The organism is Erythrobacter sp. JB2-19 (genome assembly GCF_057365005.1).
Window position 1 is genome coordinate 2,717,501 of record NZ_CP200290.1, and the last position, 14,563, is coordinate 2,732,063.

General features: G+C 57.6%; 16 protein-coding genes and 1 tRNA gene. 5 read left to right on the top strand and 12 right to left on the bottom strand.

Going from position 1 to position 14,563, the window contains the following annotated elements; all coding sequences use genetic code 11:
- Positions 1-23: 23 nt before the first annotated feature.
- Together rplA and rplK are read right to left on the bottom strand one after the other, a co-directional pair.
- A complete protein-coding gene (gene rplA / locus AC0V6O_RS13030; RefSeq protein ID WP_472639660.1) occupies positions 24-719 on the bottom strand; it encodes a 50S ribosomal protein L1 in 696 nt (231 codons plus the stop codon).
- A 2-nt stretch (positions 720-721) separates the two neighbouring features.
- Positions 722-1,153: a 50S ribosomal protein L11 gene (gene rplK, locus AC0V6O_RS13035; RefSeq protein ID WP_486144628.1), complete on the bottom strand. Its 432-nt coding sequence runs from the start codon at positions 1,151-1,153 to the stop codon at positions 722-724.
- A 328-nt stretch (positions 1,154-1,481) separates the two neighbouring features.
- Here rplK and AC0V6O_RS13040 point away from each other — a divergent pair, with 328 nt between their 5' ends.
- Positions 1,482-2,156, top strand: a complete 675-nt coding sequence (locus AC0V6O_RS13040; protein ID WP_486144630.1) for a PspA/IM30 family protein — start codon at positions 1,482-1,484, stop codon at positions 2,154-2,156.
- Between the two features lie 5 nt (positions 2,157-2,161).
- Here the strand turns inward: AC0V6O_RS13040 and AC0V6O_RS13045 are convergent, their stop codons facing one another.
- The 4 genes from AC0V6O_RS13045 to secE form a co-directional block, all read right to left on the bottom strand.
- Entirely contained in the window at positions 2,162-2,359 is a 198-nt protein-coding gene (locus tag AC0V6O_RS13045) for a hypothetical protein (RefSeq protein ID WP_486144632.1), read from the bottom strand.
- Between the two features lie 14 nt (positions 2,360-2,373).
- Positions 2,374-3,198: a GH12 family glycosyl hydrolase domain-containing protein gene (locus AC0V6O_RS13050; RefSeq protein ID WP_486144634.1), complete on the bottom strand. Its 825-nt coding sequence runs from the start codon at positions 3,196-3,198 to the stop codon at positions 2,374-2,376.
- Positions 3,199-3,224: 26 nt separating this feature from the next.
- Positions 3,225-3,761, bottom strand: coding sequence for a transcription termination/antitermination protein NusG (gene nusG / locus AC0V6O_RS13055; protein WP_472639664.1), 537 nt, complete (start codon positions 3,759-3,761; stop codon positions 3,225-3,227).
- A 70-nt stretch (positions 3,762-3,831) separates the two neighbouring features.
- A complete protein-coding gene (gene secE, locus AC0V6O_RS13060) occupies positions 3,832-4,041 on the bottom strand; it encodes a preprotein translocase subunit SecE (protein WP_472644251.1) in 210 nt (69 codons plus the stop codon).
- Between the two features lie 324 nt (positions 4,042-4,365).
- On the opposite strand from secE, the gene AC0V6O_RS13065 reads away from it, so the two are divergent.
- A complete protein-coding gene (locus AC0V6O_RS13065) occupies positions 4,366-5,919 on the top strand; it encodes an alanine/glycine:cation symporter family protein (protein WP_486144637.1) in 1,554 nt (517 codons plus the stop codon).
- Between the two features lie 536 nt (positions 5,920-6,455).
- Here the strand turns inward: AC0V6O_RS13065 and AC0V6O_RS13070 are convergent.
- Positions 6,456-6,531: transfer RNA gene (locus AC0V6O_RS13070), tRNA-Trp, on the bottom strand.
- Between the two features lie 103 nt (positions 6,532-6,634).
- Here AC0V6O_RS13070 and aat point away from each other — a divergent pair.
- Positions 6,635-7,366 carry a leucyl/phenylalanyl-tRNA--protein transferase gene (gene aat / locus AC0V6O_RS13075; RefSeq protein WP_472639667.1) on the top strand — a complete coding sequence of 244 codons (732 nt, stop codon included), beginning with the start codon at positions 6,635-6,637 and terminating at the stop codon, positions 7,364-7,366.
- On the opposite strand, the gene AC0V6O_RS13080 is transcribed toward aat, so the two are convergent.
- The 4 genes from AC0V6O_RS13080 to AC0V6O_RS13095 form a co-directional block, all read right to left on the bottom strand.
- Positions 7,315-7,800 carry a DUF2155 domain-containing protein gene (locus tag AC0V6O_RS13080; RefSeq protein WP_486144639.1) on the bottom strand — a complete coding sequence of 162 codons (486 nt, stop codon included), beginning with the start codon at positions 7,798-7,800 and terminating at the stop codon, positions 7,315-7,317. The two genes, aat and AC0V6O_RS13080, sit on opposite strands and share 52 nt — an antisense overlap.
- Before the next feature lie 5 nt (positions 7,801-7,805).
- Positions 7,806-8,231 (bottom strand): NADH:ubiquinone oxidoreductase subunit NDUFA12, encoded by a 426-nt coding sequence (locus tag AC0V6O_RS13085; protein ID WP_486144641.1) that lies wholly within the window; start codon positions 8,229-8,231, stop codon positions 7,806-7,808.
- 97 nt (positions 8,232-8,328) lie between these two features.
- Positions 8,329-8,862, bottom strand: coding sequence for a DUF192 domain-containing protein (locus AC0V6O_RS13090; RefSeq protein WP_486144643.1), 534 nt, complete (start codon positions 8,860-8,862; stop codon positions 8,329-8,331).
- On the bottom strand, positions 8,856-9,422 hold the full coding sequence (locus AC0V6O_RS13095) for a regulatory protein RecX (protein ID WP_486144645.1): 567 nt from the start codon (positions 9,420-9,422) through the stop codon (positions 8,856-8,858). Before AC0V6O_RS13095 ends, AC0V6O_RS13090 begins: the two co-directional genes overlap by 7 nt.
- Before the next feature lie 236 nt (positions 9,423-9,658).
- Here AC0V6O_RS13095 and AC0V6O_RS13100 point away from each other — a divergent pair, with 236 nt between their 5' ends.
- On the top strand, positions 9,659-11,392 hold the full coding sequence (locus tag AC0V6O_RS13100) for a fatty acyl-AMP ligase (RefSeq protein ID WP_486144647.1): 1,734 nt from the start codon (positions 9,659-9,661) through the stop codon (positions 11,390-11,392).
- Between the two features lie 63 nt (positions 11,393-11,455).
- Here the strand turns inward: AC0V6O_RS13100 and AC0V6O_RS13105 are convergent, their stop codons facing one another.
- The gene (locus AC0V6O_RS13105) at positions 11,456-13,090 is read right to left on the bottom strand and encodes a TIGR00341 family protein (RefSeq protein ID WP_486144649.1); all 1,635 of its coding nucleotides are present in this window, start codon (positions 13,088-13,090) and stop codon (positions 11,456-11,458) included.
- Between the two features lie 261 nt (positions 13,091-13,351).
- Between AC0V6O_RS13105 and AC0V6O_RS13110 the strand changes: the two genes are divergently transcribed.
- On the top strand, positions 13,352-14,563 hold the full coding sequence (locus AC0V6O_RS13110) for a toxic anion resistance protein (RefSeq protein WP_486144651.1): 1,212 nt from the start codon (positions 13,352-13,354) through the stop codon (positions 14,561-14,563).

The window sequence follows — 14,563 nt, forward strand, 5'->3', positions numbered from 1 at the left end:
GATGCGCACTCGCCCCAAGTCAATTATGCGCCTTCGATCTCAGCGAAGTCGATCTTAACACCTGGACCCATGGTCGAGGTCAGAGTGACCTTCTTCACATATTTGCCCTTTGCGCCCGATGGCTTGGCTTTGACAATCGCTTGCGTCAGCGCTTCAAAGTTTGCCTTCAGCGCATCGTCAGAGAACGACAGCTTGCCGATGCCGGTGTGGACAATGCCCATCTTCTCAACGCGGAACTCAACCTGGCCGCCCTTGGCGTCCTTAACGGCTTGCTCAACATTTGGAGTGACCGTGCCCAGCTTCGGGTTTGGCATCAGGCCTTTTGGACCCAGAACCTTACCGAGGCGGCCAACAACGCCCATCATGTCCGGAGTCGCGATGATCCGGTCATAGTCGAGATTGCCAGCCTGCATGTCTTCCATGAGGTCTTCCGCGCCAACTTTGTCAGCGCCAGCGGCAGTGGCCTTATCCGCATTATCACCGCGCGCAAACACAGCAACTTTCACGTCTTTACCGGTGCCTGATGGCAGCGAGACCATGCCACGAACCATTTGGTCAGCGTGGCGTGGGTCAACACCCAGGTTCATTGCAATCTCTACAGTCTCGTCGAACTTCTTCGACGCATGCTCGCGCAGGGTCTTAATCGCATCGTCAACGCCGTAGAGCTTTTCTGAATCGAGCTCAGCGCGCAGTTTTTGATTTTTGGTAAGCTTCACCATGATCAGCCCTCCACCACTTCGAGGCCCATCGAACGAGCAGAGCCCGCGATGATCTTCACAGCCTGGTCAATATCGTTCGCATTGAGGTCTTTCATTTTCGCCTCAGCGATTTCCTTCAGCGCGCTGGTCTTGATCGATCCAGCAACAACCTTGCCCGGCTCGCCAGAGCCTTTCTTCAGCTTCGCGGCCTTCTTGATCAGGTACGATGCTGGCGGGGTTTTGGTGGTGAAGGTGAACGAGCGATCCGCATAAACCGTAATGGTCGTCGGGATCGGGGCATTCTTCTCAAGGTCCTGTGTCGCGGCGTTAAACGCCTTACAGAATTCCATGATGTTCACGCCGCGCTGGCCCAATGCTGGGCCGATTGGCGGTGATGGATTTGCTGTACCAGCTGGAACTTGCAGCTTGATATAGCCTTCGATTTTCTTGGCCACGCAGGGCCTCCTTTCACACTGTCAGATGCGCGTTTCAGCTCACCTGCATGTTAAGCGGTCAAACAGCCCATTTGCATGAGCCTCCCGCACGAGATTTCCGTCAGCAATGCCGCGGAAGCGGGCGCAATAGCCATGCGCGCCCAAAATGCAAGCAAAACTCGACGCCCTACGCCCAGCAAGGAGGGGGCCCGTGGTCGTCGCTATTGGCGCTCTTCTAAGCACACAATGTAATCGGTGGGCGCGCATCTCATTAAATTGCCCGCATTTACTTTAGCGCAATAGGTGCCGGTTATTTCGCGAGGTCAAGTAATTCTGGGGGACTAAAACCATGATCCATGTAGCCGTACGCGTGCGCGAAATCGTTTCTAGCAATGTTGATAGCATGGCCAAGAAGGCCAGCGATCCGCGCAAGATGCTGCGTCTTCTCCTTACCGAGATCGAAGAAAGCCTGATTGGCTTGCACAGCGATGCCTTGAAAACGCGCCGCGAGCACGAACGCACCACGCGCAAGGCACAGCGAACCTCAGAACAAGCCGAGGAATGGACCGCCAAGGCGAAGATTGCGGTCGATCACAAGCGCGAAGATTTGGCGCGATCAGCCCTGCTCGCCCGCGAGGACGGCCGGAATCAAGCGAGCCTCTTGGAAGAAGAAGCAAGCAAGCTGAGCGACGCAGTGGCTGAAATGGAAGACGCAATCGCGCAGCTCGAAACCAAGCGTAGCGATGTACTTCAGCAGCTTAAACAACTGCCTGACCCATCCTCCTCATCGAACCAAGCAGCGGCGGCTGGCGACAGCAAGACCGCACGCCGGATGGACCGGATTGATAGCATCGAGCGCCGCGTTGGATTTGGCACAGAGGGAGCAATCAAGGAGGCTCCAACCAATATCGAGGCCGAGATCGCGGCCCTGCAGCTCGATAGCAACATCGATGCAGAGCTATCAGCAATGAAGAAGCCCGCTGCCAAATCATCTGCGAAACGGAGCGGCAAGAAAGCGAAGTAGGCCGTTCAGCTTGTACCGCGCCGACGTGCTAGCTCCGCGCGCGGCGTTTTCATGCCCTTGGTCCGGCTGGTGAAGTGATATTTGCGGCATAGCTCGCAGCGATAGGCACGCAGCTTAAACGGTGCCGCCTCGGCGGCTGCCTCAGCCTCATGGGCAGAGGCAAAACGCGTCTTCTTGCGGCAAATGGAAAGCTTGGTCTTCATAAAGCAGCCTTTACCTAAGGCGTGGTTGTGACCTCGAACTTATCAACCCAGGCCACGCCTTCGCCATCCATAATCTCCGTGCCCACTTCGATATCTGCAACATAGAACTGTTGAAGTCCGAGATCTTTGAATAGCGGGTCCGCAAGCAAGCTTGCCGCGTCAAATCGCATTTCGAATGACGGTTCTTCGGCTTTGATCGCCAAATAAATCCATTGGTTATCGTTTACGCCGGACGCGTCGCCCCAATTTCGATCAAGCCAAACTGACCATTTCTGACCGCCATCCTCGATTACGCCGATGCGCTCACCAGCCGGATCCATCTGCCCTTTGGTCGCATAGGTCCAAAACATGATTTCGGCGCGGATGATCGCGCGGTTTTGCTCATCACCAATCTCGGGACTGTCGACCAGCCACATGGTGGTCGCGATGTTGTAATTGCCGTTTGAAACGACACGCAGCCTATGCGCGATTTCGAGCTTTTGCGTATCGGCCAGAGCCAATGGGAAACGGTCGTCAATCTTGGGCAGCGGATCCCAAGGCGAAGAACCAATCTTTACCTGGGGCTGAGCGAAGATGTCGCTGCTGGAGTCCGGCCACCGCCAATACCAGCCATAGGTCGGATTATCGGCGTTGCCGCCTTCGACAATGCATTGGCGCCAATCGAAGCCGCCTGCTGCACCCTTGTTCCAGACATTGTTGTAATAGATCGCGCCGCCATGTTCGACGGATACATAGTCAGCGCAATTGAGCTCGGTGAACTCAGGCAGATCGATAGGAATTGGCTCTTCAGCACAACTAAGCAGAGCCAACACACCGAGGAGCGGTGCGGCCTTTGCCAATCGATGCAAACGTGAACGCAATGCGCCTACTTGACCAGTTCAACCTGTTCAAAGTCGAGCTCAACAGGGGTCGCCCGGCCAAAGATCGATACCGATACCTTGACCTTCGCCTTGTCGAAGTCGAGCTCTTCGACCACGCCATTAAAGCTGGCGAATGGCCCGTCGAGCACTTTGACGCTGTCGCCAATCTCGTAATCGACATTGACTTGCTGCTTGGGTGCAGCCTTCGCCTCTTCGACCCCGCCGAAATAGCGCGCGGCCTCTTTTTCGCTGATCGGTTGCGGCTTGTTGTTGTTGCCGAGAAAACCGGTGACCTTCGGCGTGTTTTTGACGAGGTGATAAATGTCGTCATTCATCCGCAGCTTCGCCAAAACATAGCCCGGCATAAACTTGCGTTCGACCTGAACCTTCTTACCGCGTTTCACCTCGGTAATGGTCTCGGTCGGCACTTCGACTTCCTCAACGCCCTCGGACAAGCCAAGCCGCTCAGCCTCAGAGATAATCGCCTCTTTGACCTTGTTTTCGAAGCCCGAATAAGCGTGGATGATGTACCAGCGAGCCATGATTAATCCCTAGAAAGTCGAAAATGAACCGGTGAACCAAGCGGCGGGCACTGCCTCGCCGCGGGTCAATTTACGCGAGTGTTAGCAGCCAGCTGACGATAGCGCTGAAGACAGAATCAACGCCGAGGAAGAACAGCGACAAAATCACCATCATGATAAAGACGAAAATCGCGGTGCGGATCGTCTCTTCACGCGTCGGCCACACAACCTTGCTGGTCTCAGACCGAACCTGGTTCATGAACTCAGCGGGTGATGTTCTGCTCTTTTTCTCTTCGGCCATAATGTTTAAGCCTTGTCGTCCTTGAATACTCTCGCGGGTCTTTCCGCCATAGACTTTCAGGTAGGGTTCTACGCCGCCCCGGACAAGGTCCGGGAGGGGCTGGTCTGATTATCAATGTCTGAAAGACGGCTGCGTACTTACTAGCGAGCCGCAGCAATAGCAAGCGCTCTCGACCACGAAATCCGATTCCAGACCTCGCTCACAAGGCGAAAGTTAAAAAGCTGGCCAAGGCGCAGGCACCGCTCTAGCGTGCGCCGCTTCATGCCAAGGGGATTACTCCGGGCATTCGCTATTAATTCAATTCCTTGGGGGATACGCCGAATCATGGCAGCAACAGACACCGGATCAAAGTCGCTGGTCGACCACGTGGTCAATGTTTCCGATTTCATATGGGGCGGCGAATGGAACGGTGAACCCGTCTCATGGCTCAGCATCGGCGATGTTGCCGTTCCTCCGATGGTGGTGGTCCTGCTCGGTGTGGGCATGTACATGATGATTGGACTTCGGTTTTACCCGATCGTCAAATTTTGGTCTGCGCTCAAAGGCCTGTTCAAAAGCCGTAAGGGCGAAGGCTCAGGAGAAATCTCACCATTCGCGGCGCTTTCTACCGCACTTTCCGGTCAAGTCGGTACCGGCAACCTCGCTGGCGTGGCCTTTGCTATTGCCTGGGGCGGACCGGGCGCTGTCTTTTGGATGTGGGTCACGGCACTGATCGGCATGGCACTGGCCTTTGCAGAGGGTTCATTGGCGATCAGATACCGGGAGAAGACGTCTGACGGCACGTACCGCGGCGGCCCCATGACATACATTATGATGGGTCTTGGTCCGAAATATACGTGGCTAGCGATCATCTTTTGCCTCGGCACCTTGTTCTCCGCCCTTGTTACCGGGAATTCAATCCAGGCCAACGAGGTGGCAACCGGCCTCAATGAGCTGTTTGGAATTGAGCGCTGGGTTGGCGGTCTCGTCGTCGCTTTTGCCGTTTTCGTAGTGATCATCGGCGGGATCAAATCTATCGGCAATGTCGCAGAGCGAGTGGTGCCTGTTATGGCTGCGGCGTACATTGTGCTGGCCATTATTGCCTTGATACTGAATGCTGGCGACCTGCCAGAAACGTTCAGTCGCATATTCGCAGGCGCGTTTAACAACCAGGCCGCAGAAGGCGGTTTTGTTGGCGCATTGATTATCATCGCAATCCGTGCAGGCGTTGCTCGCGGACTGTTCTCTAACGAGGCTGGCCAAGGTTCGACACCGATCGCGCACGCGGTGGCGCAGACCAACGATCCTGAACAGCAAGGCCGTATGGCGATGCTGGGTACTTTCATCGATACAATCGTGATTTGTACGATGACCGCACTGGTAATCCTGACCGTCCAAGGTGACTTCACCGGTGGCGGCCAAGCTGTTGACCATGTCTGGCAGTCAGACCTGAGCACGGTAGAAACAGCCGGTGTCTCGACCACAATCGCCGCTTATGCCGCGGCATTCCCAACGCTGATCGCAGGCGTACCGTTGGGAACTTTGGTGGTAAGCGTAGCGCTCATCTTGTTTGTGTTCACCACCTTGCTCACCTGGAGTTATTACGGTGAGCGAGCGATCACCTTCCTCTATGACCGGGTCCCTGGTTCAACCCGTGGCGGCGAGAAGATCCTGCATATCATCTGGCGAGTGATCTGGTGCGTCGCGATCTTTGTTGGCGCAACGCAGCCTTCGCAATTGGTTTGGCGCCTCGGCGATATTTCCAACGCTGCAATGACCCTACCAAACCTGCTCGCTCTGATCTTGCTATCTGGCGTAGTGTTCAAACTCGCTCGCGGAGACAAGACTGCTGGCGAAGATCACCATGCAGACACGCCGGAAGAACCAGAGGAATACTAAGCCCTAAACATGAAGGGCCGGTCTGCCAGGTACAGACCGGCCCTTTTGGGGTATGAGACAGTTGGAGTTATCGGATCGCCTAGAGGCGGCCCTTGGTTCAGCGTCTGAAAAACAAGCGAACAAAACGTTCGCCCGCACCCGGTTCATCATATTCCATCGGACGAATGGGGCCGTGTTTTTTCCGCCGCAGCAACTCATCAGTGTACGGTCTGGGGCTAGACCAGTGATCTCGCTTGCTACCGTTCTGACTGACTACACCTGACAGACGCCTCTCCATGAATAGCTCCATGCTGTTGGCCCATTGAGATAGTCGTCTCGCTGGGACGTGCTTCATATGGCTCAAAGTCGTTCGCAAGAAACAACTGCTGGATTAAGGTGTACCCCCAATTGACCCGGGAATAATTGTCGGAACGCGACAATCTGATGACGTGTTTGACCTTGGCCAGTGGCATTAGGTCGCCGCCTGTCCAGCCTGAACGGATTTCACACGCAATGCTCGCTCGAATCGGCGCTGCAGTTTCTCGAATGTGGGGAAATGGCAGGGGCACAGAGACTCGAACTCTGGACCTTCGGTTTTGGAGACCGACGCTCTACCAACTGAGCTACGCCCCTGCATGGGCGGGCTGCGCATTAGATCAGCAAATCAGGATAGGCAACACAAGATCAACATACTTATGGTGAGGGCACATCTCATCCTGCTATAGGTAGGCGCAATATGCACTCGCCCTTCCCCTCGCCAATCCCGCCCGACATGCTGTTGCTCGCCTATCAAAGCGGCATTTTCCCGATGGCGGACCGGCGCGATGATCCTGATGTCTTTTGGGTCGAGCCGCGTGAGCGCGCGATTGTTCCGCTTGAGACCTTCCGCATGTCGAAATCACTACGCAAGACCGTGAGGCAGGATCGCTTCGCCGTCACGCTCAACCGCGATTTCTCCACCGTGATGCAGGCCTGCGCCGCGCCGCGTCCGGGCCATCCGGAGAGCTGGATCAGCGAGCGGATCATTGCCAGCTACAAGGAGCTGCACGCGCATGGATCGGCGCATTCCATCGAATGCTGGATCACGCCAGAACAGGAGGATGGCAGCGCGCCAGTGCTCGCCGGCGGACTCTATGGTGTGTCGTTCGACCGGGTGTTCTGCGGGGAAAGCATGTTTTCGCGCGCGGACAATGCCAGCAAGGTCGCGCTGACGTGGCTGGTCGCACTGCTGAGGCACGCGGGATATGAGCTGCTCGACTGCCAGTTCATGACCGATCATCTCGCGTCTTTGGGTGCAGTCGAAATGCCTCAAGCAGATTATCTGGAACTGGTTCAGAAAGCCCGCGAAGCGCCGCCTCGGCTCAGTCTAAACCAAGCATTTAGAGAATTCGCCGATCCCGGCGCTCATTCCCCAGGTCACTCTTCGCCAGGAAAGGCCATCGCGCAATCTTTGACCCAGACGTCATAGACCGGGTGCTCAACCACATTCAGGCTGGGTGAATTTTTGAACAGCCATCCGGAAAAGACCGTTCCAAAATCATCTGAACCGCGCTCTTGCACCAGCACCTGGACAAAGGCGCCAGTTTCCTGAGGCATTTCCCATGGCGCGGTGCGCTCGCACGCCTGAAGCCGGATCACGACCGGGCCAGAACGGCGGGTTTCACCCGGCTTGATCTCAAAATCCTGGCTAACGTTATTGCGCTTGTTCAGCAGACCAATGGTCGCCACGCGTTCGGTCATCGGGGTCGCACCCTCAACCTCTTCCACGTCGATTTCGGAAACTTCCGAACCTTCCAGGCCTTCTGGTACTTCGGTGGCGCGGGCGGCCGGCTCCGTTTCAGGAGCGCCGCTTTCGCACGCAGCCAATGCCAGCGCCAATACGGGAATGAAAGCCGCGCGCATCAGGCTCACCCCTCCGGGGTCCACGCCTCGTAATCTCCAACTGCGCGGGCGCGTTTGCCGCCCTTTTCCAGTGCGCCTTGCGGACGGTAAGCTTGGGCTGTGCCGGTCGCATTCGGGGTGTAATCCGCTTCCCAGATCTTTGCCGGGGGCAGGTTACTCTCTGGTACATCATCGAACGAGCCATGCAGCCATCCATGCCATTCTGAGGGCACTCGGCTGGAATCGTTGGCGCCGTCATAGATCACCCAGCGCCGCTCACGACTGATATTGGAGCCATTGGGCTTATCGCCCGCACGCGGATTCTTGGCCTGGCGATAATATTTATTGCCCTGCGCATCGGTGCCAACATGCTCGCCATTGCGGCCCGACCACAGAAGCGTACCGATGGTGGCGCCGTCCCACCAAGTGAAGATTTTTCCGAATAATCCCATGGGCGAAGCGATTAGTATGATTCGGTGCGGGCTTCAAGCGCCAGGAGACGCGGATTTGGGCATTCTCGCACCCGCGGCGCGTCAGCAGGAGCGAAGGTTACTCAGGCAGCTTGTACGTCACGAGGTCTCCGGGCTTGATGCCCAGCTCTTCTGACAGGCCTGCACGCACTTCAAACACCGCGCTGGCGATCCCTTTCGAAGGCACCGATCCGAGCGAATAGGGCACAGTGTTGGCGGCAATATTGCTGATCCGGCCGTCCGTGCCGATGAAGATAATATCGAGCGAGAGCGGTGTGTTCTTCATCCAAAAGCTGCGCTGCTCCGGCGGGTAAGAGGGAAACAGCATGGCCTCATCATCGCCAAGCTCGGTACGGAACATCAGTCCGCGAGCCTGCTCTTGCGGGGTGATGGCGAGCTCTGTGTTGAACACATGCGTACCCGCTGCGCCTTCGATGGTGACGTCGATCACCTGCAAGGTTGAAACCGGATGATAGCGCGGTGCCTCTTGGGTCACCACGGTCGTATCAGCGCCACTGCTGGCCGATTGGCTGCCCGCCGCCTCAGGCCCAGCCTCTGCCGGCGAACATGCGGCAAGCATGGCTGCCAAAATAAGCGATGCAGACTTCACCACGGCCCCGCGCCCGTGCGGCCAAATTCCTCGCTCTCGCTGTCCTCGTCCTGCGCCTCGGCTAACCATTGTTCTATCTCTTCCTCGTTCTCAGCGCTCACAATAAAGCGCGCGGCGGCAAAGTCATGCCCGCCTCTTAGCATCGCTGCAATCTGCTTTTCGCGCAGCTTGGGATCCATGTCTTTCTGGCAAAACGGGCCAAAGCGGCGTTTCTTTGCGAGCAATATCGCCGCATGCCGGGCCGCCGCCTCGCTGGGGGTCTGATCGCTGCGCACGCCCTCTTCAATGCCAGCCGCATAGAGCGCTTGATCCACCCGCCTAGCGCCAAGGCCGCGCGCCATCATGTCGCGGCTCTTTGCTTTGGCATAGGCCGCATCATCGACATAACCCAGCTCGATCAGGCGCTCAACAATTGCGCGCACATCAAGCCGGGGCTGAGCGCCGTCGTCATCATCATCGGCTCCCGCGACCCCGCGTTCGCGAATTTTGCGCGCCAGATAGGCCTCAAGTTTGGCCCCGCTGGTCGCAAAACGAGCGACATAGGAAAGTGCTAAATCACGCAAGGAAGTTTCATCGAGCGGGCGGCGGCGACGGCTCGCTCGGTCGTTTCTTGCGCCATGTTTTGCGCGACTCGCCGAGAAGGGTTTGGTATCTTTTGAAACCATCTTGCCTTATTGGTGCCACACTCGTTATCAAATAGCTAAGTGTGGAGCGTGTTGGATTAGATGTCCAGCGCGCAACGCAGACGGGATTTGGCGTGCTATGCCGCGCTGTAACTGACGGGTTTCGCTAGAAAATTATGACCGACGCCGCATTGACGCCGACGCCGAATGATTGCGAATTGCCGCGCATCAGAGCGCAGTTTGAGACGTTCAACGACGCGATTGACTACGCTGCGAAGAGCCAAAAGGGCCTCAACTTCCATGATATGCGTGGACAATTAGAGCGCGTTTACCCCTATTCTGAGCTTCGCGAAGACGCCCTTGTCATGGCTCGCCGCCTCACCGCGAGCGGGATTGGCAAGGAAGATCGCATCGCCCTGATCGCGGAAACCGGACCGGAATTTGCCGCCCTGTTTTGTGCCTGCGTCTATGTTGGCGCGTGGCCCGTGCCTCTACCGCTACCAACCAGCTTTGGCGGCAAGGAAAGCTTCATCGATCAGCTTGCGGTGCAATTGAACAGCTCCGATCCAAAGATCCTGATCTATCCAGAAGAAATCGCTGAAATGGCGAGCGCTGCGGCGACACGCCAAGGTTGTCCCAGTGAAAGCTGGCAGGATTTCGTGAAACGCGAGGCGCCCGAATGCGAGCTGCCGAAAGCTGATCCGGAAGACATCTGCTATTTGCAATATTCCTCTGGCTCGACGCGCTTCCCCACTGGGGTTGCGGTGACCCATCGGGCTCTGCTGCATAATCTTTATGGCCATTCAACCAGCATGCAACTCGGCGAGAACGAACGCTGCGTCAGCTGGCTGCCGTGGTATCACGATATGGGTCTGGTCGGATGCTTCCTGTCTCTGATCGCCAATCAGGTTTCCGGCGATTATCTTAAACCAGACGCCTTCGCCCGCCGACCGCTAGCATGGCTCGACGTGATCAGCCGCAATCCTGGCAGCACGCTCTCTTACTCACCGACCTTTGGCTATGACATTTGCGCGCGCCGCATTTCCAGCCAGAGCAATGTCGCGGAACGTTTTGACCTGTCGCGCTGGCGCGTCGCGGGCAACGGTGCAGATATGATCCGCCCGGACGTCATGCAAAGCTTCGTCAACGCCTTTGCAGACGCTGGCTTTAGAGCGAGCGCCTTTACCCCCTCATACGGCCTGGCTGAGGCGGTTCTGGCGGTAACTGTGATGCCGCCAGGCGAAGGCATTCGGGTTGAGCTGGTCGAGGAAGAGCGCCTGTCCGGCACGCCGCGCGACATCTCACGCCCGGCCCGCTACCGAGCGATCGTCAATTGCGGCAAGACCCTGCCCGATATGGAAGTCGAAATTCGCGGCGAAGACGGCCATGCCCGCGGCGACCATCAAATCGGCAAAGTCTGGTGCCGCGGCCCCAGCGTGATGCATTCTTACTTCCGCAATGAAGAAGCGACCGAGGATTGCCTGGTCGATGGCTGGCTCGATACCGGTGATATGGGATATTTGGCCGACGGCTATCTGTTCATTGTCGGCCGCGCCAAGGACATGATCATCATCAACGGTAAGAACCACTGGCCGCAGGATATTGAATGGGCGGTCGAGCAATTGCCCGGCTTCAACCACGGCGACATCGCCGCGTTCTCGATCGAAACCGACAATGGCGAAGAAGCGCCCGCTGTGCTGGTCCATTGCCGCGTCTCTGACCCGGCGGAGCGCATTCACCTACGCGAGCAGATCGCCGACAAGGTCCGCTCGGTCACCGGTATGAGCTGCGTTGTCGAATTGGTGCCGCCGCGCACTTTGCCGCGCACCTCCTCTGGAAAGCTAAGCCGGGCCAAGGCGAAGAAGCTCTACCTGTCAGGCGAGATTGTCCCGCTGGAGCTGGCGGCTTAGTCTATTAAGTTTGAGCAATCGCTCAAACCTGCTGAGCCACCCGCTCCATACTCGATAGCAAACCTATTCGGACAGATCAGCCCAGCGCGCGCGCACTGTACCAGAGCTCGCCTCGACGCGGGCCTGCAAGCTGTTTTCCGCCATCAGCTCGGCGGCACGGGCGGCATTTTCTGCATTGCCCGAAATCACCACAGGCACATCGAGCCTTTGCCCCGCCCAAGCGATGACGAGCAGCGAAGTCATGCCTGCGGCTGTTGGCTCGCCCTCTTCAAATTCGATTGTTTCCGGCAGGCGCCCCATTGGTGGGAGCAGTTCGATAGTCCATTCTGGCTCAGTCGCAGCAATCCGTTCCTCCAGCGTGCGATAGGCGGACAGGGACGCACCATCGAGCCGCTTAGAACGCACCATCGCCTTGCGCCGCGTGCGATCAACCAAGACGTCCTCAACCGGAACGCCTGCGATCAGCGCCAATCGCTGAGCCAGGTTTTCCGCGCGCGCTGTCGCGGCGGCCTCTTCATTGGCGCGAGTGGCGGAAATTTCGGCCTCTTCAGCCGCGCTGGCGCTGGTTCCGACCTGGTATTGCGTCAGGGTCAGTTCGACCGGACGCCCCAGCCGACTCATCAATGCACGTTCAACATCCGTTTCCGCATCCGCGCGCAGTCGCGGCGTCAGGACGGTGGCATTCACACCCAGCCCTTCTCCGCCAAATTCAATCTCCATTTCGCTCAGGCGAGAGCGATCATCAAAGGTCTCAACGATCTCGCTGCGGACAATCCGCTGAGCATTCGCCTCCCACGCGATTTGGCTAAGCGACAGGCCCAAAGGCACGGCGAGCGCGATAAAGACCACCGCCACCATCAGATTTTGAAAATAGGTTTGCCGCTGGCTGAGTGCATGGCGGAAACCATAGAGGCGCGCCATCGCCCAGGCGACCAGCGCAATCGTGATAAGGTTGGTGACATACAGCAGCAGCGCGCCGGAGAAGACCGTCCAGTTCGAGGTCGCCAGGCCAAAGCCGACAACCGCAAGCGGCGGCATCAAAGCGGTCGCAATCGCAACGCCTACAATCGTGCCCTCGCGCCCGCGGATCATCGCATAGGCACCCGCCAGCGCCGAAAACAGCGCGACCATCAGATCAAACAAGTTGGGCCGGGTGCGCGCTGCGATCTCTGGCGTAATCGTCTGGATCGGCGAGAAAAACACGATCAGCGCGCATAGAGCGACCGCCATCACACTGCCCCAGGCCAGGCTGCGCGCAGATTGTTTCAGCCACTGATAATCGCCAATCGCCAGGGCAAAGCCGAGGCCCATAATTGGCCCCATCAACGGGGAGAGCAACATCGCGCCGATCACCACCGCTGGTGAGGACAGCAGCAGGCCGAGGATCGCGATCCCGCCGCTCATCGCGGTCATAAACAGATAGCGCTCTGAAAGGGCGCAATCCTCGCGCCGCTTCTCAATCACGCTCGATTGCTGGACGGTCCCCACAACATCTTCGAGCCACCACCGCCGCCAGCTAAACAGGACACGCGAAAAGCTCGATTTTGAAGGGGTGGGATCGGGATGGCCGGTCGCCCTGGAGGCAGCAGATGTACCCGCAGCCGATGACGCCGCCGCCATGGCCGAGCCTTGCCCCGTATTGCGCGCGGTGTCCTGGTCCTCGCTCAAATTCGCCCTGCGATCCCCATCATTCTGCATGATTATGTCCGTGTCTTTCTATGCTCACTCCTATGCGGTTACGCGTAAAATCCCGCAAACAAAAGCATGCTCGCGAATGCCCGGCTGTCACGCCGGGGCCAGCGCACGCTTTTGAATGGACGCATGCCCAGCGATAAGGCACTATCTTGAATAGTGTGTCTTAGATTACTAATACAGTAAGAGAGATGCAGCCAGTTCAAGCCGCTGCCACCAGCATATAGGCTGGCGTAAGCCACGACTTCAGGGAGTTGAAGAAGCCCGATGAATACGACGGAAACCACCACCAAGACGGCCACCGATTTTGAATTGAGCCCGCCAGATCCCGTGCCAGCGGTTGCGCCGGAAAAGGCCGCAGGGCTGGTCCCGGTGGACGAGGAAAAGAAGTCCAAGCTCGATGAGAAGGTCGATGGCTTTGTGACGGAACTCGTTGCTGAGGACGCCAATTCACCAGCCTTTGGCGAGAAGGTCGATCAGATCACGCGCATGGGACAGGAGCAAATCCGCGCCGCCGCCGCAATGTCCAACCGCTTCCTCGATCGCCCAGTGCGCTCAATGGACGGTGACGGCACAGTTGGCGCCGATCTGGCGGAGCTGCGGCGCACGGTCGAAGACCTCGATCCGGGCCGCAAGGGTAAGCTGCTGGCGCCGCGCAAGCTGTTTGGCATAATCCCGTTCGGTAACAAGTTGCAGAACTATTTTGACAGCTACACCTCTTCTCAGGGCCACATTCAGGCCATCCTGGAGCGTCTTTCATCCGGTAAGAAAGAACTGCACGAGGACAATGCAGCGATTGACGTCGAACGGCAAAAGCTGTGGGCGGCAATGGGTGAACTGGAGCAGATGATCCACATCGCCAAGAAGCTCGATGCCAAGCTTGAGGCGAAAGCCGATGAGCTGGATACGACCGATCCCGCCAAGGCAAAAGCTCTGCGCGAAAGCGCGCTGTTCTATGTCCGCCAACGCACGCAAGATCTGCTGACGCAAATGGCGGTCAGCGTTCAAGGTTATCTCAGCCTTGATCTGGTGAAGAAAAACAACGTCGAGCTGGTCAAGGGCGTGGACCGCGCCAGCACCACGACCGTGGGCGCATTGCGCACGGCGGTGACGGTGGCTCAGGCGATGACCAACCAGCGGCTTGTGCTGGGCCAGATTACCGCGCTCAACCAGACCACAAGCGACATTATCGATTCCACCAGCACGCTGCTGCGCGAGCAGACCGGCCAAATCCACGAGCAGGCAGCCTCCAGCACCATTCCATTGGAAACGCTGCAGCGCGCGTTCCAGAACATCTATGACACGATGGACGAGGTCGACGAGTTCAAGGTGAAGGCGCTGGCCAGCATGAAGCAAACCGTCACCGTTCTGACCGATGAGGTTGAGAAGTCGAAAGGCTATATCGCCCGCGCAGAAGGACAAGCGCAGGCTGAGGCCAAGGTCTCCTCTGAGCCGTCATTACTGGCGCTGGAGAGCTAA

Coding starts and splice junctions, on each gene's coding strand:
- nusG (WP_472639664.1), bottom strand. CDS start 3,761: ATGGCTCGCTGGTACATCATCCACGCTTATTCGGGCTTCGAAAACAAG.
- AC0V6O_RS13080 (WP_486144639.1), bottom strand. CDS start 7,800: ATGCGCGCGGCTTTCATTCCCGTATTGGCGCTGGCATTGGCTGCGTGC.
- AC0V6O_RS13040 (WP_486144630.1), top strand. CDS start 1,482: ATGATCCATGTAGCCGTACGCGTGCGCGAAATCGTTTCTAGCAATGTT.
- AC0V6O_RS13045 (WP_486144632.1), bottom strand. CDS start 2,359: ATGAAGACCAAGCTTTCCATTTGCCGCAAGAAGACGCGTTTTGCCTCT.
- AC0V6O_RS13110 (WP_486144651.1), top strand. CDS start 13,352: ATGAATACGACGGAAACCACCACCAAGACGGCCACCGATTTTGAATTG.
- AC0V6O_RS13105 (WP_486144649.1), bottom strand. CDS start 13,090: ATGCAGAATGATGGGGATCGCAGGGCGAATTTGAGCGAGGACCAGGAC.
- aat (WP_472639667.1), top strand. CDS start 6,635: ATGCACTCGCCCTTCCCCTCGCCAATCCCGCCCGACATGCTGTTGCTC.
- secE (WP_472644251.1), bottom strand. CDS start 4,041: ATGGCCGAAGAGAAAAAGAGCAGAACATCACCCGCTGAGTTCATGAAC.
- rplA (WP_472639660.1), bottom strand. CDS start 719: ATGGTGAAGCTTACCAAAAATCAAAAACTGCGCGCTGAGCTCGATTCA.
- AC0V6O_RS13085 (WP_486144641.1), bottom strand. CDS start 8,231: ATGGGATTATTCGGAAAAATCTTCACTTGGTGGGACGGCGCCACCATC.
- AC0V6O_RS13065 (WP_486144637.1), top strand. CDS start 4,366: ATGGCAGCAACAGACACCGGATCAAAGTCGCTGGTCGACCACGTGGTC.
- AC0V6O_RS13100 (WP_486144647.1), top strand. CDS start 9,659: ATGACCGACGCCGCATTGACGCCGACGCCGAATGATTGCGAATTGCCG.